The organism is Cupriavidus sp. TMH.W2 (assembly GCF_050847365.1).
In the GTDB taxonomy this organism is placed as follows: Bacteria; Pseudomonadota; Gammaproteobacteria; order Burkholderiales; family Burkholderiaceae; genus Cupriavidus.
In genome coordinates, this window is record NZ_CP193793.1 from 2,048,295 (window position 1) to 2,070,657 (window position 22,363).

At 66.1% G+C, this 22,363-nt stretch carries 19 protein-coding genes; 10 read left to right on the plus strand and 9 right to left on the minus strand.

All coding sequences use genetic code 11. The features are described 5' to 3' along the window. Positions 1-20: 20 nt before the first annotated feature. A complete protein-coding gene (locus ACREYQ_RS26785) occupies positions 21-1,214 on the minus strand; it encodes an acyl-CoA dehydrogenase family protein (RefSeq protein WP_432260997.1) in 1,194 nt (397 codons plus the stop codon). A 139-nt stretch (positions 1,215-1,353) separates the two neighbouring features. Between ACREYQ_RS26785 and ACREYQ_RS26790 the strand changes: the two genes are divergently transcribed. Further along, positions 1,354-2,004, plus strand: a complete 651-nt coding sequence (locus ACREYQ_RS26790; protein ID WP_432260998.1) for a GntR family transcriptional regulator — start codon at positions 1,354-1,356, stop codon at positions 2,002-2,004. Between the two features lie 51 nt (positions 2,005-2,055). On the opposite strand, the gene ACREYQ_RS26795 is transcribed toward ACREYQ_RS26790, so the two are convergent. Together ACREYQ_RS26795 and ACREYQ_RS26800 are read right to left on the minus strand one after the other, a co-directional pair. Further along, entirely contained in the window at positions 2,056-2,418 is a 363-nt protein-coding gene (locus tag ACREYQ_RS26795; RefSeq protein WP_432260999.1) for a type II toxin-antitoxin system PemK/MazF family toxin, read from the minus strand. Further along, positions 2,418-2,672: an AbrB/MazE/SpoVT family DNA-binding domain-containing protein gene (locus ACREYQ_RS26800; protein ID WP_432261000.1), complete on the minus strand. Its 255-nt coding sequence runs from the start codon at positions 2,670-2,672 to the stop codon at positions 2,418-2,420. Before ACREYQ_RS26800 ends, ACREYQ_RS26795 begins: the two co-directional genes overlap by 1 nt. Positions 2,673-2,983: 311 nt before the next feature. Between ACREYQ_RS26800 and ACREYQ_RS26805 the strand changes: the two genes are divergently transcribed. Then, positions 2,984-3,589, plus strand: a complete 606-nt coding sequence (locus ACREYQ_RS26805) for a uracil-DNA glycosylase family protein (protein ID WP_432261001.1) — start codon at positions 2,984-2,986, stop codon at positions 3,587-3,589. Positions 3,590-3,616: 27 nt separating this feature from the next. Here the strand turns inward: ACREYQ_RS26805 and ACREYQ_RS26810 are convergent, their stop codons facing one another. Continuing rightward, a complete protein-coding gene (locus ACREYQ_RS26810) occupies positions 3,617-4,441 on the minus strand; it encodes an IclR family transcriptional regulator (protein WP_432261002.1) in 825 nt (274 codons plus the stop codon). Positions 4,442-4,571: 130 nt separating this feature from the next. Between ACREYQ_RS26810 and ACREYQ_RS26815 the strand changes: the two genes are divergently transcribed. The 3 genes from ACREYQ_RS26815 (at position 4,572) to ACREYQ_RS26825 (ending at position 8,489) form a co-directional block, all read left to right on the plus strand. Further along, positions 4,572-6,227, plus strand: coding sequence for a GMC family oxidoreductase (locus ACREYQ_RS26815; RefSeq protein ID WP_432261003.1), 1,656 nt, complete (start codon positions 4,572-4,574; stop codon positions 6,225-6,227). A 131-nt stretch (positions 6,228-6,358) separates the two neighbouring features. Next, positions 6,359-7,687, plus strand: coding sequence for an MFS transporter (locus tag ACREYQ_RS26820; RefSeq protein ID WP_432261004.1), 1,329 nt, complete (start codon positions 6,359-6,361; stop codon positions 7,685-7,687). Positions 7,688-7,766: 79 nt separating this feature from the next. Next, positions 7,767-8,489 carry a GntR family transcriptional regulator gene (locus tag ACREYQ_RS26825; RefSeq protein ID WP_432261005.1) on the plus strand — a complete coding sequence of 241 codons (723 nt, stop codon included), beginning with the start codon at positions 7,767-7,769 and terminating at the stop codon, positions 8,487-8,489. A gap of 100 nt (positions 8,490-8,589) precedes the next feature. Here the strand turns inward: ACREYQ_RS26825 and ACREYQ_RS26830 are convergent, their stop codons facing one another. Then, positions 8,590-9,258, minus strand: a complete 669-nt coding sequence (locus ACREYQ_RS26830) for an alpha/beta hydrolase (RefSeq protein WP_432261006.1) — start codon at positions 9,256-9,258, stop codon at positions 8,590-8,592. A 457-nt stretch (positions 9,259-9,715) separates the two neighbouring features. Here ACREYQ_RS26830 and ACREYQ_RS26835 point away from each other — a divergent pair, with 457 nt between their 5' ends. The 3 genes from ACREYQ_RS26835 (at position 9,716) to ACREYQ_RS26845 (ending at position 14,976) form a co-directional block, all read left to right on the plus strand. After that, entirely contained in the window at positions 9,716-12,193 is a 2,478-nt protein-coding gene (locus ACREYQ_RS26835) for a DUF3772 domain-containing protein (protein WP_432261007.1), read from the plus strand. 196 nt (positions 12,194-12,389) lie between these two features. After that, positions 12,390-13,508, plus strand: coding sequence for an NAD(P)H-dependent flavin oxidoreductase (locus tag ACREYQ_RS26840; RefSeq protein ID WP_432261008.1), 1,119 nt, complete (start codon positions 12,390-12,392; stop codon positions 13,506-13,508). A 346-nt stretch (positions 13,509-13,854) separates the two neighbouring features. After that, entirely contained in the window at positions 13,855-14,976 is a 1,122-nt protein-coding gene (locus tag ACREYQ_RS26845) for a porin (RefSeq protein WP_432261009.1), read from the plus strand. 846 nt (positions 14,977-15,822) lie between these two features. Here ACREYQ_RS26845 and ACREYQ_RS26850 read toward each other — a convergent pair. From ACREYQ_RS26850 to ACREYQ_RS26865, 4 genes are all read right to left on the minus strand, one after another. Next, positions 15,823-16,971 (minus strand): integrase core domain-containing protein, encoded by a 1,149-nt coding sequence (locus ACREYQ_RS26850; RefSeq protein WP_432258891.1) that lies wholly within the window; start codon positions 16,969-16,971, stop codon positions 15,823-15,825. A 358-nt stretch (positions 16,972-17,329) separates the two neighbouring features. Then, positions 17,330-18,175 carry an ABC transporter permease gene (locus tag ACREYQ_RS26855; RefSeq protein ID WP_432261010.1) on the minus strand — a complete coding sequence of 282 codons (846 nt, stop codon included), beginning with the start codon at positions 18,173-18,175 and terminating at the stop codon, positions 17,330-17,332. A 35-nt stretch (positions 18,176-18,210) separates the two neighbouring features. Next, complete coding sequence (locus ACREYQ_RS26860; RefSeq protein ID WP_432261011.1) at positions 18,211-19,008, minus strand: ABC transporter ATP-binding protein; 798 nt, start codon at positions 19,006-19,008, stop codon at positions 18,211-18,213. Between the two features lie 59 nt (positions 19,009-19,067). Continuing rightward, the gene (locus ACREYQ_RS26865) at positions 19,068-20,045 is read right to left on the minus strand and encodes an ABC transporter substrate-binding protein (protein ID WP_432262670.1); all 978 of its coding nucleotides are present in this window, start codon (positions 20,043-20,045) and stop codon (positions 19,068-19,070) included. A 268-nt stretch (positions 20,046-20,313) separates the two neighbouring features. Here ACREYQ_RS26865 and ACREYQ_RS26870 point away from each other — a divergent pair, with 268 nt between their 5' ends. Next, entirely contained in the window at positions 20,314-20,982 is a 669-nt protein-coding gene (locus tag ACREYQ_RS26870; protein ID WP_432261012.1) for a response regulator, read from the plus strand. Beyond that, on the plus strand, positions 20,979-22,361 hold the full coding sequence (locus tag ACREYQ_RS26875) for a sensor histidine kinase (protein WP_432261013.1): 1,383 nt from the start codon (positions 20,979-20,981) through the stop codon (positions 22,359-22,361). The genes ACREYQ_RS26870 and ACREYQ_RS26875 overlap by 4 nt, the downstream gene beginning before the upstream one ends. Positions 22,362-22,363: the final 2 nt, after the last annotated feature.

The window sequence follows — 22,363 nt, forward strand, 5'->3', positions numbered from 1 at the left end:
AGGCAGCCCCGGCGTGATGATCAGCCATGATGCGAGGCATCCAGCGTGTCGCGCTTGATCTTCTTCGCGAGCGACCACTTGTGGACCTCCGTCGGGCCGTCGTAGATGCGGAAGGCCCGCACCTCGCGGAAGACCTGTTCGACGATGGTGTCGCGCGACACGCCCATGCCACCCATGATCTGCACGCAGCGGTCGGCCACGCGGAACAATGCGTCCGATACGGCCACCTTGGCCATCGAACTCTCCGCCGTGCCCAGCGAGCCGCCGTCGAGCACGCCCGCGCACCAGTCGATCATCAGCGCGGCCTGCTGCAGGTCGATCAGGTTCTCGGCCAGCATGAAGCCCACGCCCTCGTGGTCGATCAGCAGCTTGCCGAAGGCCTTGCGTGTGGTCGCGTAGGCGCGCGCAATCTCATCGGCGCGCGCGACACCGCCAAACCAGCGCATGCAGTGCGACAACCGCGCCGGCGACAGGCGGACCTGCGCATAACGGAAGCCCTCGTTCACCTCGCCCAGCACCTGGTCCTGCGGCACGCGCAGGTCGTCGATCAGCACCTGCGCATGACCGCCCGGCATGGAGCTGTCGATGGTATCGAGCAGGCGCTCGATGCGGATCGCCGGATGCGGCAGGCCGACCAGGAACATGGTCGCCTGCGCACGCTCGCCGTCGCCGGTGCGCGCCATCAGGATGCCCACCTGCGCGCCTTCCGCGCCGGTGATGAACTTCTTGCGTCCGCGGATCACCCAGTCGTTGCCGTCCCTGACCGCCGTGGTCTGCAGCATCGAGGGGTCGGAGCCGGCGCCGCCCTCTTCCGCGGGCTCGGTCATGAAGAACGCGGAGCGGGCCTCGCCGCTGATCAGGGGCTCCAGGAAGCGCTGCTTCTGCGCCGCCGTGGCCACCTTGCCCAGCAGGAACATATTGCCTTCGTCCGGCGCCATGGTGTTGACGGCGACCGGCCCGAGCGGCGACAAGCCCGAGCGCTTGAGCACGGCCGCGGTCTCAAGCTGGGTCAGGTGGGAGCCGTCGGGCAAGATATGGGGCGTCATGACGCCGGCGGCACGCGCCTTGTCGCGCAGTTCGGCGACCAGTTCGGCGGTCGGACCGTGGGCTTCGCAACGCGGATCGCGTTCATACGGCACCACGATCTCGCGGACAAAGCGTTCGACGCGATCCGCAATGACGCGGCTTCTTTCTGTGGGGCAGGCGGTGAACATGGGATGGCTTCCTTGCGATGGACTGACGCTGACAGGTAGGACTATATTGTAGGATGATTCTATCCCATTAGAATGTCATCGTGCCATCCACCAGAGTTGTCGAGTGACGCTTACATCCCCCCTGATTCCTCCCACTCCCATGCCCGGCGCTGTCCGGCATGACCGCAGTGCGTCCGACATCGTGTTCTTCGGCATCATCGGCGGCCTGGAACTCGGCAGCTTCGTGCCCGGGCAACGGCTGGTGGAAACCGACCTTGTCACGGAATTCGGCGTGGGCCGCAACTCCGTGCGCGAAGCCCTGCAGCGGCTGGCGGCCGAGGGCATCGTCGAGTTGCCGCGCCACCGGGGCGCGATGATCCGCCGGCTCGGCCCGCAGGACACCATGGACGTGCTCGACGTGGCCGAGCGCATGACCGGCCTGCTGGCGCGCGCGGCGACCCGCGGCGGCGGCGACCGCACCTTTGTGCAGACGCTGCGCGCCACGATTCAGGAACTGGTTGCTGCAGAGAAGGCGCGCGACAGCGAGGCATTCTCCACCGCCCGGCGCCGTTTCTACCGGACGCTGCTGGACATGGGCGGGAACCAGGAACTCCGGCGCCTGTTCCCCACCATCCACATGCCCGTGGTCCATGCCCAGCATCGCCTCGCCTCGCTGCAGCAGATGCGGCTGGCAGACTACCGGCGCATCGCCACGGCGGTCCTGGCCGGCGATCCGGACCAGGCCGAGGCCGCGGGCATCGCACACGTGCAGAATGTGCGCCAGGCGATCCTGGCGGCACAGCAGGGGTAGGCGCGGCGCCGCTGGCACCGTCAGCAACCCGCTGGACGGTCATGCACGCAGTTATTCCGCGATCGCAATAATCTGGTTTAGCTGCTCGCAAGCGGCGGCAAAAACCTCCAAGGGCGCTTGCTTCCAGGGGTGAGCCTTTGCATTTCGGGCTCGCCAGTCAAACGACTTGGGTTGATGGGCCAGAATGTAGCTGTCCTTTCCCTTCGGCCCCTGAAATTTGATGGCAAACGGATTGGTCTCGTTATAGGCTGCCGTAGTCATCGGCAAGCCAATCACGATACTCGTCCTTTCATTGAACGGCCGCGGTGAAAGAACAAGCATCGGATGCATATCCTTCATCTCGCGGCCCGCCTGCGGATTGCAATCGATCCAGATAATGTCGCCTCGTTCAGGCGCCCATGGCTTGCCCGCCATTACATGGCCTCGTTGCCGACACGCGGGGTGGCCATGGCTTCGCCGCCGTGCTTGACCGGGTCAAACAGGGCAAGCTTTTCCGCGAGGGTGAGGGCACGACGGCCAACTGGTCGGACAGTGACGCCAATCTCATCGACGGACACCTCCACTTCCTGACCCTCGGCGAAATGTGCGGAACGAGCCACCGCAGTGGGGATTCGAACCGCCAGGCTGTTGCCCCATTTTTGAATCGTCAGGGTTGCGCTCTTTCGCATGACAGATATCTCCGAACAATGTTGATACAAGTATAAACATATGAGTTCCATGTTTCAACGCGTATCTACTTCGCTCTCGCCACCGGCAACCAATGCCTTTATCCGGCGCGTATCGCGACGGCCGTCCGGCTCGCAATCCGCCTCCGAGCCGCGTCCAGGGCGCCGCGCTTGCTCGATCGTCGTCAGCATAGCCTCCCGGTCGCAAAACCGCATGGAGACGAGCATCCCCGAATGCGCCAAAGTGCAGGTGACCACCTGCGGCTTCCTGTCGCGGCAGGTGGCAGGCAACCACGCGTGACGGCGCATTGACCATGAGCCGGCCCCGATACGCGTCACTCGATGCCCTGCTGAAGGAAGTGCGCGCTTGCCGCGTCTGCGCCCCGCACCTGCCCCTCGGCCCGCGCCCGATCGTGCGCGTCGGGGCCGGCGCGCGCATCCTGATCGTCGGCCAGGCACCGGGGACCCGCGTGCACGAGACCGGCATTCCCTGGAACGATGCAAGCGGCGACCGCCTGCGGCAATGGCTCGGGGTCGACGCCGCCACCTTCCTCGACGCATCGCAGTTCGCCATCATCCCGATGGGGTTCTGCTATCCCGGACGCGGCAAGCGTGGCGACAACCCCCCGCGCCCCGAATGCGCGCCACTGTGGCTCGACCGGCTGCTGGCGGAACTGCCGTCGATTGCGTTGACCTTGCTGGTCGGCCAGTACGCGCAGCGCCATTTCCTCGGAGCGCGCCGCAAGCCGACTTTGACCGAGACCGTCAGGGCATGGCAGGACTACGCGCCCGACTTCATACCGTTGCCGCACCCGTCTCCGCGCAACCAGCCGTGGTTCAAGCAGCATCCGTGGTTTGAGGGCGAGGTGCTGCCGATGCTGCGCGAGCGGGTCGGGGTGCTGTTGCGGCACGACGGGTAAGCGATTGCGGACGTCGCGCATCCACCCTCACTGCGCGCACAGCACCGCCGCCATCTCCCTCGCCGCGCCCTGCAGCGTCGGCACCGCCTGCAACAGCGCCTCCAGCGTCGCCCGCGCCGTCGGCGCATGGCAGGCAATCGCCGCCACCACCCGCCCCGGCCCCGCGCCGTCCGGCTCGCGCACCGGCACCGCCACCGCGCACATGCCGCGCACGAATTCCTCGTGATCCACGCCGATGCCGCGCGCGCCCAGCCGGTCCAGCTCGGCATTGAGTCCCGGCAGATCGGACAGCGTGCGCGGCGTGTGCGGGGCCAGGTCCAGGCGCCGGAGCATCTGCTGGCGCTCCAGCCGGTTCATCGCCGACAGGAACAGCTTGCCACTGGCGGTGCAATGCAGCGGCACATGGATGCCGGGCGAGAGCTGCAGGCGCAGTGGCTCGTGCGTCTCCACGCGCTCCACATAAAGCACACGGTCGCCGTCGAGCGCGGTGAGGTTGCAGGTTTCGCCCAGGCTCGCCACCAGCCGGGCGAGGATCGCGCGGCACTCGCGCAGCAGCGGCGGGCTGCGCAGTGTCTGCAGCGCCAGCGCCGCCGCGCCCGGGCCAGGCACATAGCCGCGTTCGGCCGGCATCCGGACCACGAAGCCGGAACGCTCCATGGCGGCCAGCAGGCGCATCAGTGTTGCCTTGGGCACGTGCAGGCGCTGCGAGAGCTGGGACAGCGTCTGCGGGTGCTGCGCCCTGGCCAGGCTGGACAGCACCATCAGCACGCGCAGGCTGCGTGCATCGTCGTCCACCGCCCCGTCTTCTGCTGCAGTGCGATTCTGAAACGGGAATTGCACGTTCTGTTTCACAACCGGCGTCTCCTCGCGATTGAGCTTTCCATTCCGGCTTAGAAAAATAGAATCCGGAACAGAACGTTTCAGATTATAGACAAAAGCCGGGCGGCTATGCGCCTGCCGGCCAGAACAGGAGACAGCGACGATGTCGCAAACCGTTGACTACATCGTGGTGGGCGCCGGCTCGGCCGGGTGCGTGCTGGCCAACCGGCTCAGCGAAGACGGCCGCTATTCGGTCTGCCTGCTGGAGGCCGGCCCGCCCGACCGCTACCCGTGGATCCATATCCCGATCGGCTATGGCAAGACCATGTTCCACAAGCAGGTGAACTGGGGCTTCTATACCGATCCCGATCCCAATATGCTGAACCGCCGCATCTACTGGCCGCGCGGCCGCACGCTGGGCGGCAGCAGCGCCATCAACGGCCTGATCTATGTGCGCGGCCAGCGCGAGGACTACGACCACTGGGAGGCGCTGGGCAATCCGGGCTGGGGCTGGGACGACTGCCTGCCCTACTTCCGCAAGCTCGAGAACAACGACCTCGGCGCGGGCCCGACCCGCGGCACCGAAGGCCCGCTCAATGCCACCTCGATCGACCGGCAGCATCCGCTGGTCGACGCCTTCATCGGCGCCGGCCAGGCGCTGGGCCTGCCGCGCAGGACGGACTTCAACGGCGGCGACCAGGAGGGCGTGGGCTACTACCAGCTCACCACCCGCAACGGCTGGCGCTGCTCCACCGCGGTGGCCTACCTGCGCCCGGCGCGCGGGCGCGCGAACCTGCGCGTGGAGACCGACGCGCACACCACCGGCCTCCTGTTCGAAGGCAAGCGTGCCGTCGGCGTGCGCTACAGCCAGCATGGGCAGCCTTATATCCTGCGGGCGCGGCGCGAGGTGATCCTGTGTGCCGGCGCGCTGCAGTCGCCGCAGTTGCTGCAGTTGTCGGGCATCGGTCCGGCGGCGCTGCTGCAGGACCTGGGCGTCCCGGTGGTACATGCCCTGCCGGGCGTGGGCGAGAACCTGCAGGACCATCTGCAGATCCGGCTGATCTACGAGGTGGCAAAGCCGATCACCACCAACGACCAGTTGCACTCGCTGACCGGCAAGGCGCGCATGGGCCTGGAATGGCTGCTGATGCGCAGGGGGCCGCTGGCGATCGGCATCAATCAGGGCGCGATGTTCTGCCGGGCCTTGCCGCAGGAAAGCGCCACGCCGGACACGCAGTTCCATTTCTCGACACTGTCGGCGGACATGGCCGGCGGCATGGTGCATCCGTTCTCAGGCTGCACCTATTCGGTATGCCAGCTGCGGCCCGAGTCGCGCGGCACGGTGCGGATCCGCTCGACCGATCCGTATGCGCCGCCGTCGATGCAGCCCAACTACTTGTCGGCCGAGCTGGACCGGCGCAGCACTGTCGCGGCAGTGCGCTATGCCCGCCGCGTAGCGCAGACCGAACCGATGCGCGGCCTGATGAAGCGCGAGTTCCGGCCCGGCGATGCGGTGCGCAGCGACGACGAGATCCTGCACTTCTGCCGCGAGTACGGCGCCACCATCTTCCATCCGTCGGGCACCGCGAAAATGAGCCCCGCCGCCGATCCGCTGGCGGTGGTCGACGCGCGCCTGCGCGTGCACGGCATCGGCGGCCTGCGCGTGGTGGACTGCTCGGTGATGCCCACGCTGGTGTCGGGCAACACCAACGTGCCGGTGGTGATGATGGCCGAGCGCGCGGCTGACTTTATCCGCGAAGACGCACGGCGTGAAATCCACCCCGTCGAGGTCGCGCCACCGATAGCGACAGCCGCCTGAGCGGCCTGCGGCCATCGTTGCCGCAACAACCCGGGCCTGGCATCGATAACAACAAGGCCAGACCCTGCCGTGCATCCGGCGTCCATAACCATTCTTTCAAAGGACGCCGCCCATCACCAGAGGAGACAAGCATGACAAGCCCTAATGAACAGGCGATCCGCAAGGTCGCACTGGCGTCCGTGATCGGCGCCACCATCGAGTGGTATGACTTCTTCCTGTACGGCGTGGCCGCCGGCCTGGTCTTCAACAAGCTGTATTTCCCCGGCACTGACCCGCTGGTGGCCACCATGCTGGCCTACACCACCTTTGCGGTGGGCTTTGTCACGCGGCCGCTGGGCGGCGTGATCTTCGGGCACTTCGGCGACAAGGTCGGCCGCAAGAGCATGCTGGTGATCACGCTGATGATCATGGGCGTGTCCACCTTCCTGATCGGGCTGGTGCCGACCTATGACAGCATCGGCATCCTGGCGCCGGTCCTGTTGCTGGTGCTGCGCGTGCTGCAGGGCATCGGCCTGGGCGGCGAATGGGGTGGCGCGGTGCTGATGGCGTATGAATACGCGCCGCCGGGCAAGAAGGGGTTCTATGCGTCGCTGCCGCAGATCGGGCTGGCGATCGGCCTGTGCCTGGCCTCCGGCGTCGTGGCCCTGCTGTCGCTGACCCTGACCGATGCGCAGTTCCTGGCCTGGGGCTGGCGGGTTGCCTTTCTGATCTCGGCGGGGATGGTGTTCGTGGGCATGTATATCCGGCTCAACGTCAAGGAAACGCCGGAATTCGCCGTGATCAAGCAGCGCAATGCGGAGACACAGATTCCCTTTGTCGACATGATGCGGCGCTATCCGGGCAATATCCTCAAGGGCATGGGCGCGCGCTATATCGACGGGGTCTTCTTCAACATCTTCGGCGTGTTCTCGATCACCTACCTGACCCAGACCATCCATATCAGCCGCACCGAGGCGCTGGTGGGGGTGATGGCGGCGGCCATTGCGATGTGCTTCTTCATCCCGTTCTTCGGCCACCTGTCCGACCGCATCGGGCGCACACGCGTGTATTTCTGGGGCTCGCTGATCACGGCCCTGTCCGCCTTCCCGGCGTTCTGGCTGATGCTGAACAGCGGCGGCAACACCATGCTGCTGTGGCTGTCCATCGTGGTGCCGTTCGGCATCCTCTACGCCGCGGTCTATGGCCCGGAAGCGGCGCTGTTCTGCGAACTGTTCGATGCCAGGGTGCGCTACACCGGGATCTCGTTCGTTTACCAGTTCTCGGGAATCTTCGCGTCGGGGATCACGCCCATCATCGCCACGGCGCTGCTGAAGTCCGGCGGCGGCAAACCCTGGCAGATCTGCGCCTACGTGGCGTTTGCGGGACTGGTGTCGGCGTTGTCGGTGGCGCTGATCGGGCGGGGCGAAGGCTCCGGAGCCCCGCACGAAAGCGGCATGCCGCTACGCGGCCCAGCGAGCTAGAGCGGTTCACAGCGCTGCAGGCGGTGCGGCAAGCCGGCAATGTCTTAGAATGGCACAACGCTAATGACAGGAACATTGCATGCAAAGTCCGGACGGCACTGGCGCGGCCGCCGCCCCGCTCCTGCCCAAGGTGGTGCGCCAGCGGCTGCACGACACCGTGGTCGACCACCTGCGCAACTTCATCGTCGAGGGGGTGCTGGCCCCGGGCACGAAGCTGAATGAGCGCGAGCTGTGCGAAACGCTGGGAATCTCGCGCACGCCGCTGCGCGAGGCGCTGAAGGTACTGGCCGCCGAAGGGCTGATCGAGATCGCGCCCAACCGCGGCGCAAGCGTGTCGCGGATGAGCGAGGCCGAGGCCTGGGAGGCCTTCGAGCTGATGAGCGGCCTGGAGGCGTTCGCCGGCGAGCTGGCGTGCGAGCGCATCACGCCGCAGGAACTGGCGGAGATCAAGGCGCTGCATTACGCCATGCTGGCCTGCCGCGCGGGCGGCGACCTGCCCGGCTACTACAGCCGCAACCAGGAAATCCACGACCGCATTGCCGCGGCGGCGCGCAACCAGACGCTGCAGCAGACCTACCTGACGCTGAACCGGCGGCTCAAGGCGATGCGCTTCCGCTCCAATTTCCAGACCGACAAATGGGACCGCGCCGTGCACGATCATGAAGAGATGATCCGCGCGCTGGAAGCCCGCGACGGCAAGCGGCTGGCGTCCATCCTGCGCCAGCACTTGCTGGAAAAGCGCGCCGCCGTGATGCAGATCCACCCGGATCCGGCCGACGCGCCTGCCCTGCCCAACGCCTGAGCAATGCCTGACGCCGGCCGTCAGCGGCGCGGGCTTCATCCGCTGCGGGTTGCCGGTGCCATGCGCGCGGTCGGCGCAATCGCGGGGAAGATCTAAGCCTCTACACTGCCGCGCCGGGCTCGGGGCGATCCAGGTATCCGCCCACGATACGCACCAGCAGCGGCAGCTTGCCGGTAAAGAAGTGATCCGCGCCAGGCACCACGACTACCGGCAGCGCCTGCGGCCGCGCCCAGTCGAACAATGCGCCCAGTTCCGCGCGCTCGTCGCGCTCGCCGTGGACCACCAGGCAATCGGCAGGCACGGCCGGCGTGTCATAGCTGCGATGGGCCTTCACCGTGCCGTATGGCGTGCCGGCCAGCACCAGGTGCCGGATCGGCACTGACTGCGCGGCCAGCGTGGCGGCCACATTGGCCATGACGAAGGCGCCAAAGGAGAACCCGGCCAGCGCCAGCGGCAACCCGGGATGCGCCGCGCGCAGGTGGGCGACGACCGCCAGCATGTCCCGCGCCTCGCCGCTGCCCTGGTCGTGCTCGCCGGCGGAACCCTCGACCCCGCGGAAGTTGGGCCGCACCGTCAGGTAGCCGCGCGCCACCAGCGCCTTGGCCAGCTGGTGCGGCACCTTGTGCGTGGCCGAGCCGCCCAGCAGCGGATGCGGATGCGCCACCACGGCGACGCCGCGCGGCGCGCCGGCGGGCCGGTCGACCAGCATTTCAATGGGCCCGGCCTCGCCGCCGAGTTGGGTTTTTTCCGTGCCTGACGGAACAGCCATGCCTACTCCTGATGGTGACAATGGGCCGCATGCGGCCTGAAGTCCGTGATGTTAATGCGATTGCGACGACCGTGGCGGCCGTGGCGGCAACGCCAGGCAGGTCCGCGCACGGATGCGTATCAATTTGTCACCGTGTGCCGCATCCGCCCCTGCATCCGGCTGCATGGCGCATGCGCTTCCCTATAATTTTGCGAATCGCTGCGAGGCCGGCTTCGGCTGGCCCTGCCGCCATCGGTCAGCACGCCTTGCCGATGCGCCCTGGGCGCGTTGTGCCCTGACCGGACAATTCGCTGAAGGGATTGCCAGCGAGCAGCCATCCCTTCCCATGTTCATCGCCGGTATCCCGGCCGTTCCCGCATCCGATCGCAGCCGCGCCCCCTGCGTGCCGGCGCGATCCCCGCTTCCGCTTTCCGATGCCGGGCCGCCGCGAGCCGTCACTATCCGACGAGATTCCGCCATGAGCAACGTTTCACGGCTGGCGCTGGGCCTTGCGCTCGCTGCGCTATGCCACCTGATGCCAGCCACATTGCCGGCCGCCGTCGCGGCCCCGGCATCCGAGGCCGCCTCCGCCACGGAGGCGCAGCAGACGCCGGCCCAGGCGCCTGCCATCACACATGCAGAAGCCGGCGCAGAACTCAAGCGCCTGCAGACCGAGCAGGACCGCATCAAGCAGCAAGCCTCGGACCCCGATGGCAGCACCAAGCTGGATGAACTAGACCACACCCTGCACAAGCTCGATACCGACGTCGGCAACCTGTCCTCGGCACTGACGCCGCAACGTGCGCAGCTGCAGGCGCAGCTTGATGTGCTGGGGCCGCCGCCGGCGGATGGCACCACCAGGGAAGCCCCGGCGGTGGTGCGGCAACGCGCCGAGCTGAATGCGCGCCGCACGCAGCTCGACGCGCAGATCAAGCAGGCCACCGAGAGCAAGGAAAACATTGCCAACCTGAGCGACCAGCTCGGGCGGCTGCAGCGCAGCCAGATGAAGGACCAGCTGGCGCTGCGCTCGGACAGCATCCTGAACCCGCAGTTCTGGAAGCCGATGGTCAGGCCGACCCCAGAGGACGGGGCGCGCATGGACACCTTCCTCGACCAGGTCGTGCCGATGGTGCAACTGGCCTGGCAGCCGTCGCAGCGCGCCGCCACCATCGCCCTGCTGCTGCTCGCGCTCGGGGTCTGGCTGCTGGGCAAGCGCCTGGCCGAGCGCGCGCTGGCCTGGTTCTGCCTGAACCGGCTGCCCGAGACCCGCCTGCGGCGCAGCGCGCTGGCGCTGGCCACCACGGTCGCCACCGTGGCCACCACGGGGCTGGCGGTGCAGATCGTCTACAACGCCTTCACGCGCAACTATGCACTGCCGCCCGACCTGATGGCGCTGTATGGCCAGCTGCTCAAGCTGACTTTGACCAGCGCCCTGATCGCCGGCCTTGGGCGCGCACTGCTGTGCACCGGCCACCCCTCCTGGCGCCTGCCGGCGCTGGCCGACCCGGTGGCGCTGGCGATGAAGCCGTTCCCCGCGGTACTGGCCGGCCTGTTGCTGCTGGCCGGCACGCTGGAACAGCTGAACCGCATTGCCGATACCAGCGTGCAGGTCACGCTGCTGGGGCGCGGGCTGGTCTCGCTGGTGGTGGTGCTGACCATCGGCGCCGCGCTGCTGCGCGCCAACCGCGTGCGCAACGTGCTGGCCGCCGCGGGCGAACGGCCGGAGGCGCGCGCCACCCTGGCCGGCATGATCCACGCCGGCGTGAGCCTGATCGTGATCGTGTCGCTGGTGGCGCTACTGGCCGGCTATATCAGCTTCGCGCGCTTCCTGACCTATGAGCTGGTCTGGTTCGACATCGTGCTGTGCAGCCTGTACCTGCTGACCCAGGTCACGCGCGACGTCTTCGAAAGCGTGCTCTCGACCCAGCACGCCAGCGGGCAAGTGATCAAGCAGCTGTTCGGCGTCGACGATTCGCGCCTGGAGCAGGCCGCCACCATCCTGTCGGGCATCGGCGCCAGCCTGCTGTTGTTGCTGGCCGTTCTGGCACTGCTGACCGGCGGCTTCGGCACCACCCCGGCGGACTTGGTCAACAGCATGGCGACCGTGCTCGGCGGCGAAAAGCTGCGCAGCCTGAACATCATGCCCGAGCGCATCCTGAATGCGCTGGTCGCGCTGGGCGTGGGCATCTGGCTGCTGCGCACGGTGCGGCGCTGGCTGGAGGGGGAGTTGCTGCCCAAGCTGTGCGTGGAGCCGGGCCTGCGTGCCTCGCTGATCACGCTGTTCAGCAATGTCGGCTACGTGCTGCTGGTGCTGCTGACGCTGTCGCTGCTGGGCGTGCGCTGGGACAACCTGGCGTGGATCGTCAGCGCGCTGTCGGTGGGCATCGGCTTCGGCCTGCAGGAGATCGTGAAGAACTTCGTGTCCGGGCTGATCCTGCTGACCGAGCGTCCGGTCAAGGTGGGCGACATGGTCAGCATCGCCGGCGTGGAAGGCGATATCCGCCGCATCAACGTGCGCGCCACCGAGATCCAGCTGGGCGACCGCTCCACCATGATCGTGCCCAACTCGCAGCTGATCTCGCAGAACCTGCGCAACGTGACCATGAGCAACAGCACCCAGGGGGTGGCGTCGCTGCAGCTTACCTTCCCGCTGAACACCGACCCCGAACAGCTGCGCGACCTGCTGCTGGACGTCTACCGCGAGAACGAGAGCATCCTCGACGTGCCTGCGCCCTCGGTCATGTTCAGCCAGCTCGCGCCCAACGGCATCACGCTGTCGGTGACCGGCTATGTCGGCAGTCCGCGCATCGCCGCCGCCACGCGCAGCGACCTGCTGTTCGAGATCCTCAGGCGGCTGCGCGGCGCGGGCATCTCGCTGTCGGTGCCGCAATCGCTGCGGCTGGAGAACTTGCCGCCGTTCGGCCAGGAGCCGGAGCGCGCGCTGGCGGCCGGCTGACGCGCGACGGCTGCCGCGGAGTTCCGCGTCGCCGTTCTGCGCGATGCCTGCACGCCGCGCTCCGGCGCAGGCATCGCCCCCACTCCCTTGACTTTCACGATGTCCGCAGCAAGACTGCCCGACGACTGAGCACACCTTGCGCCGCATCCATTCTCTTCCTCGCCCCGCCCGCGGGCGCCACCCCAGGAGCGCCAGATTGAACGCCTCGACCCCATCCACTGACCACACCGCGCTGCTGCGCAAGCTCGGCATCCGCACGCCCATCATCCAGGCACCCATGGCCGGCGTCAGCACGCCGGCGCTGGCCGCCGCGGTGACCAATGCCGGCGGGCTGGGCTCGCTCGGCGTCGGCGCGATGGATGCCGAAGGCGCCCGCAAAGCCATCCGCGAAACCCGCGCGCTGACCAGCGGCCCGTTCAACATCAACCTGTTCTGCCACGCCCCGGCGGTAGCCGACGGAGCGCGCGAGCAGGCCTGGCTGGACTACCTTGCCCCCCGCTTTGCCGAGTTCGGCGTGACGCCGCCCGCCACGCTGCGCGAGATCTACCGCAGCTACGTCGCCGACGACGCCATGCACCAGATGCTGCTGGAAGAGCGCCCGGCCGTGGTCAGCTTCCATTTCGGCCTGCCCGACGCGGGCAGGATCCGGGCGCTGAAGGACGCCGGCATCGTGCTGCTGGCGACCGCGACCTCGCTGGACGAGGCGCGCGCGATCGAGGCCGCGGGCCTCGATGCCATCGTCGCGCAGGGCATCGAGGCCGGCGGCCACCGAGGCGTATTCGATGCGCAGGCCTTCGATGAAGGGCTTGGCACCTTCGCGCTGGTGCGCGTGCTGGCCAGCAAGACCGCGCTGCCGGTAATCGCAGCCGGCGGCATCATGGATGGCGCGGGCATCGCCGCCGCCCTGGCGCTGGGCGCGCAGGCGGCGCAGCTTGGCACTGCCTTCATCGCCTGCCCCGAGACCAGCGCGGACGGCCCGTTCCGCGATGCGCTGGCGCAGGCGCAGATGCGCCCCACTACGCTGACGCAGGCGATCTCCGGGCGCAACGCGCGCGGTTTCGTGAACCGCTTCACTGAACTGGGCGCTGCACCCGGCGCGCCGGCCACGCCGGACTATCCCATCACCTACGATGCAGGCAAGGCGCTGCACGCCGCCGCCAAGGCCAGGGGCAGCGCCGAGTTCGCCGCGCAATGGGCAGGCCAGGCCGTGCCGCTGGCCCGCGCGCTGCCTGCCGCTGAACTCTTTGCCGCCCTGGAAGCCGAACTGGCCGACAGCTTGCGCGGACTTGGCGCACTGGCCATCCGGCCCGCCTGACGCCGCCGACTTAGCTTTGTCAGCAGTCTGGGCCCCATGCCATGCATGGGGCCTTTGTCTTGGAACGGCTTGGCAAATCCTGGCCTGTGCCGGCCCCGAGTGCTTCCAGACCTCCCACGGGCTCCCGATCCATCCGCCGCAGCCGCTCAGGACACCCACCCCAGGGCCGATTGCCTCGCCCTTCTCGGTATTTCCCCTGAGTCAGAACCGCCACAGCAGGAAAGCTGGATGAAGGCTTCACCGGCCTACGATGCGCAGGTCTGTCCGGCCCCTGGGCGATTCCGTCCAGGACCAGCCGGCAACACAGAGCCAACCAGAACGAGTTCACGCCCCTGAGGAGAGTCACTTGAAGACCAAATTCACCGCGCTCGCGCTTGCTGCCGGCGCCATCTGCGCCGGCCAGGCCCACGCCCAGTCGGTCACGCTGTATGGCCTGATCGACACCACGCTGAGCACCATCAGCAACGCCGACGCCCAGGGCCACCGCCTGACCGGCTTCCACCAGCCCGCATGGTTCAGCGGCAACCGCTGGGGCCTGACTGGCTCTGAAGACCTGGGCGGCGGCACCAAGGCCATCTTCAAGCTGGAAAGTGAATTCCAGAGTTTTGACGGCGCCATGGACACCCCCGGCGTGCTGTTCAACCGTGATGCCTGGGTCGGAGTAGAGAACGAGACCTTCGGCAAGCTGACCTTCGGCCGCCAGGATGCGCTGGCGCGCGATCCGATCGCTTCCGGCATCTACGCCGACCCGTATGGCTCAGCCGTGATCAGCACCGAAGAAGGCGGCTATACCAACAACAACAATTTCAAGCAGCTGGTCTTCTACGCGGGCAGCGCAACCGGCACGCGCATGAACAACGGCGTGGTGTGGAAAAAGATCTTCAGCAATGGCCTGACCGCCGGCGCTGGCTACCAGTTCGGCGAAGTGCCGGGCAATCCGTCGCGGGGCACCACGGAAAGCGTGACGCTCGGCTACAATGGCACCAACTTCCACGTTTCCGGCTTCTACACCCAGGCCAAGCTCGGCGACCTCTGGCACCGCTCCTATTCGGTCGGCGGCAACTACATCTGGGGCATCGTGCGCGCCAATGCCGGCTACTTCCACTACACCGCCGATCAGGGTGCACTGGGCATGCGCCGCGACGACGCCTACACGGTCTCGTTCAAGGTGGCACCAGCTGGCGCGTTTGACTACGAACTGGGCTACCAGATGATGAAGGCCGGCAATGCCGCCCTGAATGCCGGCGGCTTCACCCTGAATGCCTTCTCCAGCACGACGGCATCAACCGCCACCGACAGCGGCCGCAAGAACACCATCTACGGTTCGATCTTCTACCACTTCTCCAAGCGCACCGAAGTCTATCTGGCGGCGGACTACATGTTCCTGCAGAAGGGCTACCATGCGTCCCAGGCCAACGGCTTCTCGCACCAGAGCGAGTTTGCGGTGGGCATGCGCACGCGCTTCTGATCTTGCGGGATGGCGGCGCTGCGCGCCGCCTCATGCTCCGGTCTTTCCTTGTTCCCGGCCACAAGCCGGGTTTTTTGTTCTTCGCTGGATTTGGGGTCGCTTGTTGCCGTGCGGCTGGTCTGGGCTCTTGGCAGGCGTGGCTGGCTGGTCTCGTGCTCGTTGGCTTGCTTTGGGTATGTCGGTCGGGGTCGATGTTGTCGTAGGTTTTACGGCCTGGTTCCGCCCTGCTGGGCGGGTCACTTTTTGTCCGAGCGACAAAAAGTAACCAAAAAACGCGTCGCCTCTGGCGGCTGGCCACCAATTCCTCGGTGTGGGTAGTTCCAGCGGTGGTGATTTCCGTTCGACGGGGTTGGTGGTTCGACCCTGCTACGCTCCCGGGATGTGCCTTGCGTCCAGGGACTATTGGACGAACCCGACTTTAGGCTGTTGGCAGCCTTCTAACCAGGTTATCGGTAGGACGCCTACGGCTGCGCTGCGCGCACTCAGTATCTTAGGTCATGGGCCCTGGCACGGAGTGCGTCGCTGCGCTCGCACGGCGTTGTCGTGAATGATGCCGGGCCAACAGCGAATATCAGGAAGAGGTCCGCAGCTCTGCCACGCTAGGGCGTGCGCGCAGCGCAGCCGAAGGCGTCCGACCGACGCGGTACTTAGTAGGCTGCCAATAGCCTAAAGTCGGGTTCGTCCAATAGTCCGTTGATGTGGGCACAGACAGGGTGCGTAGCAGGGTCGAACCACCCACCCCATCGAACGGAAATCACCGCCGCCGGAACTACCAACATCGTGGAATTGGTGGCCAGCCGCCAGAGGCGTGTACGGGACAACCACATGGGTAACAAACGAGTTCACTCACATGGGTAACACTTTGAGACTTAGATAGCGCTTGCGGTTGTGGCGTTCATCTATTCCTCCAATCACGATTGGGCCGAAGTGAACATGCCAGACGCCATCGTCGATCGCCTCCAGTCCCACCAGTTCTCCTCGCAGCAAGTGTCCGACATACATCACCACGTTGTGGCGGTAGAGCAAACCGGCGGTGCTCACTCGGTACGTCTCCATGTAGCTTGGATAGCTCATCTCCGGCAGCCGGCTCGGATACTCCCGATTCGATGAGGTGTAGCAGCTGTGCGGCGTCTGCTGGCCCAGCGCTTCGTGTGGGCGCTGTTCGTTATAGAAGCGCCGGAACGCATCCATGCGCCGTTGCTGCGCCGCCAGCGTCGCCGCTGGCGGCAACGCCGTCGCGCGCTTGAGCGTGCGGTGCATGCGCTCGTGCCTGCCGTTCTGCTCCGGATGCCCGGGCGCAATCCGCTCCGGCACAATCCCCAGCTTCAGCCACCAGATCGACAGCTGCGACAGTCCTCCACACCCCGTGGACGCGAACGGCACGCCGTTGTCGGTGCGCAGCCGGTCCGGCAACCCATAACGCCGGAACAGCCGCTTGAACACCGACTTCGTCGGCGCCAGCCGCGGGCCGGCCAGGCCCTTGCAACTCAGCAGGTAACGGCTGGCGTGGTCCATCACCGTGAGCGGATAGCACCAGCACTGGTCCGCCGTCAGGAACTGTCCCTTGAAGTCCGCACTCCACAGCGCGTTCGGCTCGCGCGGCGAGCGCAGCGGCGTGCCATACCGCATCACCCGTCGGCGCTTGCGTTGCGGATCGATCCGGCCCGCTGCCTTCAGGATGTTGTAGATGGTCGTGCGCGAGGGTATCTCTGCCTCGCCAAACCGTTCGGCCAGGCGCTGCTGGATCTTCTTCGGCCCCAGCTCCATCCCGCCTTGCCCGCGCAGTTCCAGGATCGCCTGGCGGATCGGATAGGCGATCCGCTCCTGCGCATGGCGGCTGCGGCTGTGGTCCGCGAGCCCACTGGCGCCTTCATTGGCGTAACGATCGATCCACTTGTAGCCAGTCTTGCGGCTGATGCCATAGCGCTCGCACAGCGCGCTGACGCTGTCCGCGCGGCGCAGGTGCTCGGCAATGAACAGAAGTCGTTGGTCCATAGGTTTGAGCTCACTCCAGGGCATGGGCGCCTCCCTTTGGCTGTCGCCCATGCAGGGTAGAAAACTGTTACCTATGTGCTTGAACTGTTCTGTTACCTATGTGGGTGAGTCGTACCGGCGACGCGTTTTTGGTTACTTTTGTCGCTCGGACAAAAGTGACCCGCCCTTCAGGGCGGAACCAGGCGGTTAAACCTACGACAACATCGAACCCGCCCTACATAACCAAGCCAACGAGAAGGACGACGCCCCGTCAGGGGCAATTCATTCCCCAGCGAACCAAAGAAAAACCCCACGCCGCAACCAGACAGACGTGGGACAAAGGAGACGACGGAGAATTCGCGACGGACCGCTGCAGGCATCACCCCAAGCTGCTTGGCTTCCACTTGAGCAACCGGTTCTCCAGCCGGGTCAGAAGATAGTCCGCCGCCAGCGCCACCACCGCCAGCACGATCATCGCCGCGAACACGCCGCTGGCGTTGAATGCACCCTGTGCCGTGGCAATCAGCAGCCCGATGCCCTGCTTGGAGCCAAGGAATTCACCCACCACCGCGCCCACCAGCGCAAAGCCGAAGCTGACATGCAGGCTGGCCAGGATCCAACTCAGCGCTGAAGGCACGACCACCGCGAACGTCAGCTGGCGCTTTGACGCCCCCAGGATCTGCGCATTGGCGATCAGGTAGCGGTCGGCCTCGCGCACGCCCTGGAAGGCATTGCCGAAGACAACGAAGAACACCATCACCACCGCCAACGCTACCTTCGACGCCATCCCCAAGCCAAGCGCGATCACAAAGATCGAGCCCAGCACCACGCGTGGGATCGAATTGGCAATCTGGATGTAGATGCTGAACACGTCGGCCAGCAACTTGTTGCGCCCCAGGACAATGCCGCACACCACGCCCGCAATCGAGCCGATCAGGAAGCCCAGCCCGGTCTCTTCAAGCGTGACCGCCACCTGGGCCAGCAACGGGCCTTGTGACGTGCCATTGACGAACCAGTCGTAGATCTGCTCGGCGATCAGCGTCGGCATGGAGAAGAAAAAGGGATCGATCCAGTGCAGCCTTCCGGCCAGTTCCCAGCCGCCCAGCACCACCACCAGCAACAGCACGCGCAGGCTGACAATCAGCCAGTAGCGGCGCTGTGCCTTGATCCGGGCCTGAATTTCAAAGGCCTCGTCCTGCGCGGCAAAAGCGATGTCTGCTTCCATGGTCATTCTCATTGCGTCATTTCGCGGCATATGCACTAGTCGATGTGGACTTCCTCGCGCAGGTCAGCCCAGATTTCGCGCGACAGTTCCACGAAGCGCTTGTCATAGCGGATCTCGGAGGTCACGCGCGGGCGCGGCAGGTCGATCTCGTAGACCCGCTTGAGCGTGGCCGGGCGCGCGGTCAGGACGAGGACGCGGTCGGCCATGGCAATCGCCTCCTCGAGATCGTGCGTGACAAACACCACTGAGCCTGCGGTCTGGGACCACAGCTGCAGCAGTTCATCCTGCATCAGCGTGCGGGTCTGCATGTCGAGCGCGCTGAACGGCTCGTCCATCAGCAGGATCTGCGGGTTGTTGATGAATGTCTGCGCCAGCGCCACGCGCTTGCGCATGCCGCCCGAAAGCTGGTGCGGGTAGTGGTCGCCAAACTTGCCCAGGCCCACCTTGCGGATCCACTGCTCGGCCAGGCCATAGGCTGCGTCGCGCGAGCTGCCGCGGAACAGCGGCCCCGCCGCGACGTTATGCATCACGGTGCGCCAGGGAAATACCGCGTCGGCCTGGAACACAAAGCCGATGCGCGGATCGATGCCGTTGACACGCTGCCCCATCAGCCGCACCTCGCCCGCGCTTGGGGTCAGCAGGCCGGTGATCAGGCTGAGCGTGGTCGACTTGCCGCAGCCGGTCGGCCCGACGATGGCAACGAATTCTCCGTTGCCGACCGTCATCGAGAAATCGCGCAGAGCGACCGTGGCCTTGCCATCCGGCGAGATGAAGCGGCACGAGACATGATCGAACTCGATCGCCGGCGTGTCCTGCAATACTGGGTGAGTCATAAGAATTCCTCGGGGCCGGCCCAGGCAGGAGCATGCCGGCCCGCTGTCATGGCGACGGCCTACTTTGCCTGATCGACAAACGCATTGGTGTACGTCCGGGCAAGCTCGATGTGCTTGCCCTTGACCGTGGGATCGAAGGAAGCGAGCACCTTCAGCACGGTTTCCGGGCCGCCCGCGGGCATTTTGCCGTCGGACGTGAACATGGGCAGCGACGCGCCCAGCGCCTTGACATAAAGCTCGCGGTTGTTCCCGTAGTAGTCCTTGGGCATCTTTTGCGCGATCTCATCGGGAGTATGCGTCTTCATGAAGCGCAGTGTCTTGACGAAGGCCCGCGCCAGCTTTTGCACCTGCTCCTTGTGACTGTCCACCCAGGCGCGCTGCATATAAAGGCTGGAGGCCGGATACAGCCCGCCCAGCGCCTGCGTGGTGCCTTCCACCGTGCGCATATCGACCAGCACCTGCGCTTCGCCGGTCTTGAGCAATTGGGAGATGGTCGGCTCGGTGGTCATGCCGGCGTCGATGCGGCCCTGGCGGATGGCGGCGATAAAGGTGTTGTCCGCCCCGACCGGCAGGACCGTGAACTGGCTGGACGACACCCCGGCCCGGAATGCCAGGTACTGGGTCAGGAAGTTGGTCGACGAACCCAGCCCGGTCACGCCCAGCGTCTTGCCCTTGACATCGGCCATGCTCTTGATCTGGGTGGCCGCCTTGGTGGCCACCATCTCGGCCTCGCCGGGCACCTGGCCGAACACCACCACGGCCTCGACCTCCTTGCCCTTGCTCTGCAGGTCGATGGTGTGATCGTAGAAGCCGACCACACCCTGCACGGCGCCTGCGAGCAATTCGTTCTCCGCATCGACTCCTGCCGGCTGCGACTGAATTTCGACGTCCAGCCCTTCTTCCTTGAAGTAGCCCAGCTGCTCGGTCAACCTGGCCGGCAGATAAATGATCTTGGTTGCACCGCCCACCATGATCGTGATCTTGCCGCCGCCATCGGCTGCAAGTGCAGCGGCAGGCACTGCAAGCACTACCAGCATGGCGCCGGCCAGCGAGACCTTCCGGAATGGATTCATGTGTCTCCGTCCTTTCTGTTCTTGATGTGGGTTCGCCGCACCGCGAAGCACAGCGATTGATTCTAGGCACCGGAATCCTTCACGCAGCTTTCCCCGGGCCTAGGTGAAATCCCGATGCACCCAAACGGCCCAACCAGCGTTAAAAATACGGGCCGGGCCCGACCATGCCCCAATCCGACCGGCTCCCGCCCGAACTCCCGCCAAATCCCCGCCCCAGACCCAAGAGCTGTTCATGAAGGTACTGCTGATCGAAGACAACGCCTCGCTCATTCACTGGCTCGCCAGGCTGCTGAAAGAGGAGCGCTTCATGGTGGATACCGCGCTGGATGGCGAGTACGCGGACCAGTTGCTGATGACGCAGCACTACGACGTGGTGCTGCTGGACCTGCAGATCCCCCGGCTGAGCGGCAAGAACCTGCTGCGCCGGCTGCGCACGCGCCGCAACAATCTGCCGGTGCTGGTGGTGACCGCCAGCGGCTCGGTCGACGAGAAGGTCGAGTGCCTCGGGCTCGGCGCCGATGACTACCTGGTCAAGCCCTTCGAGGTCCGCGAACTGGTGGCCCGGATCAAGGCGCTGGCCCGCCGCAACACCGGTGAGAAGCAGTCCGAGCTGACTTGCGGCGACCTCACCTACAACAGCGATACCCGCCAGTTCTATGTGCAGGGGCAGTTGCTGCCCTTGCGCCTCAAGGAACACGCCACGCTTGAGATCCTGATGATGCGGCAGGGCAAGACCGTCTCGAAGACGGCGCTGATGGAGGGCATCTACGCGCTCGAGGAAGAGGCCAGCGAAGACGCCGTCGAGATTTATATCCATCGCCTGCGCAAGAAGCTCGAGGGCTGCCAGGCAGCCATCATGACGCTGCGCGGCCTGGGGTATCTGCTGCAGCAAAAGCAATGATCCACAGCCTGCGCGCGCGCCTGCTGCTCTGGCTGCTGGTCCCGCTGACCGGCTTCGTCCTGATCAGCGGCTACGCCTCATATGTGAGCGCCGTCGACACCGCCAATCGCGTGCAGGACCGCGCCCTGCAGGCATCGGCCGATGTGATCGCCGGCCAGATCGGCTGGGCCGACGGCCGGCTTGTGGCGCAGGTACCGCCGGCGGCGCTTTCGCTGTTTGACTCGCCCTATGGCGACCATGTTTTCTACCGTGTGGCAGATGACACCGGACGGATCCTGGCGGGCAACCCGCGCTTTGAGCAAGCCCCGCTGGCCGGCGCCGCCAGCCCCGTGTTCTACGGCTCCAGCTTCGAGGACATGCCGGTGCGCGTGATACAGATCTCGCGCCTGATGTTCAACAGCGGACAGGCAACCAAGATCACGGTGGCCGTGGGCCAGACGCTGAAGGGCAACCAGGAACTGGTGCGCAGCTTGCGGCTGCCGGCACTCACGCGTGAAATCGTCTTGCTGCTGCTGGCGGTGCTGCTGGTGCTGTGCGGCCTGACGGTGGAACTGCGCCCGCTGGTCCGCACCCGCGACGAGGTGGCGGGACGCGACCCGATGGACCTGCAGCCGATCAGGCCGGGCGACCTGCCGATGGAACTGCGGCCCATCGTCGAGGCGATCAACCAATGCATCCAGCGGCTCAACGAATACGTGCAGAAGCAAAGGCGCTTTATCGCCGACGCGGCCCACCAGTTGCGCACGCCGCTGGCCGTGCTGGCCACCCAGTTGCAGTACGCCGTCCAGTCGCAGGACGACAGCAAGCTGCGCGAGATTGTGGGCTCGATGGAAAGCAGCACGCGGGCCATGACCGACCTCGCCAACAAGTTGCTGCTGCTCTCGCAAGCCGAAGCACAGGGCGCCAGCGGCACGGCGGCTGGCCAGCCGGCTGTTGAGCTGGCGCCGGTCATCACCGCCGTGCTGGAAGACCTGGTGGTGCTGGCGCAGCGCAAGCAGATCGACCTTGGCGCGGAACTGGCCGGGCACAACGTCAGCGTGCGGATCAACGAATGGATGCTGGTCGCGGTGATTTCCAACCTGGTCGACAATGCCATCCGCTATACCCCGGACGGCGGCCAGGTGACGGTGTCGCTGTCAACCACGGACCGCCACGCCATCCTCGCGGTCAGCGACAACGGGCCCGGCATTCCCCCCGAGACCCGCCCCAAGGTGTTCGACCGCTTCTACCGCTGCGCGCACCCGCACCAGCCAGGCACCGGGCTGGGCCTGGCCATCGTCAAGGAGATCGTGCTGGCGGCCCAGGGCAGCGTGAGGCTGTCGCCGGGCATTGGCGGCAAGGGGGTCACGCTGACTGTCGCCTTGCCACTGGCAAACTGAGA

Bases quoted from the DNA above. Each gene is read 5' to 3' on its own strand.
- ACREYQ_RS26790 (WP_432260998.1), top strand. From the start codon at position 1,354: ATGCCCGGCGCTGTCCGGCATGACCGCAGTGCGTCCGACATCGTGTTC.
- ACREYQ_RS26870 (WP_432261012.1), top strand. From the start codon at position 20,314: ATGAAGGTACTGCTGATCGAAGACAACGCCTCGCTCATTCACTGGCTC.
- ACREYQ_RS26800 (WP_432261000.1), bottom strand. From the start codon at position 2,672: ATGCGAAAGAGCGCAACCCTGACGATTCAAAAATGGGGCAACAGCCTG.
- ACREYQ_RS26815 (WP_432261003.1), top strand. From the start codon at position 4,572: ATGTCGCAAACCGTTGACTACATCGTGGTGGGCGCCGGCTCGGCCGGG.
- ACREYQ_RS26805 (WP_432261001.1), top strand. From the start codon at position 2,984: ATGAGCCGGCCCCGATACGCGTCACTCGATGCCCTGCTGAAGGAAGTG.
- ACREYQ_RS26795 (WP_432260999.1), bottom strand. From the start codon at position 2,418: ATGGCGGGCAAGCCATGGGCGCCTGAACGAGGCGACATTATCTGGATC.
- ACREYQ_RS26785 (WP_432260997.1), bottom strand. From the start codon at position 1,214: ATGTTCACCGCCTGCCCCACAGAAAGAAGCCGCGTCATTGCGGATCGC.
- ACREYQ_RS26835 (WP_432261007.1), top strand. From the start codon at position 9,716: ATGAGCAACGTTTCACGGCTGGCGCTGGGCCTTGCGCTCGCTGCGCTA.
- ACREYQ_RS26875 (WP_432261013.1), top strand. From the start codon at position 20,979: ATGATCCACAGCCTGCGCGCGCGCCTGCTGCTCTGGCTGCTGGTCCCG.
- ACREYQ_RS26865 (WP_432262670.1), bottom strand. From the start codon at position 20,045: ATGCTGGTAGTGCTTGCAGTGCCTGCCGCTGCACTTGCAGCCGATGGC.
- ACREYQ_RS26860 (WP_432261011.1), bottom strand. From the start codon at position 19,008: ATGACTCACCCAGTATTGCAGGACACGCCGGCGATCGAGTTCGATCAT.
- ACREYQ_RS26855 (WP_432261010.1), bottom strand. From the start codon at position 18,175: ATGGAAGCAGACATCGCTTTTGCCGCGCAGGACGAGGCCTTTGAAATT.
- ACREYQ_RS26850 (WP_432258891.1), bottom strand. From the start codon at position 16,971: ATGGACCAACGACTTCTGTTCATTGCCGAGCACCTGCGCCGCGCGGAC.
- ACREYQ_RS26825 (WP_432261005.1), top strand. From the start codon at position 7,767: ATGCAAAGTCCGGACGGCACTGGCGCGGCCGCCGCCCCGCTCCTGCCC.
- ACREYQ_RS26830 (WP_432261006.1), bottom strand. From the start codon at position 9,258: ATGGCTGTTCCGTCAGGCACGGAAAAAACCCAACTCGGCGGCGAGGCC.
- ACREYQ_RS26820 (WP_432261004.1), top strand. From the start codon at position 6,359: ATGACAAGCCCTAATGAACAGGCGATCCGCAAGGTCGCACTGGCGTCC.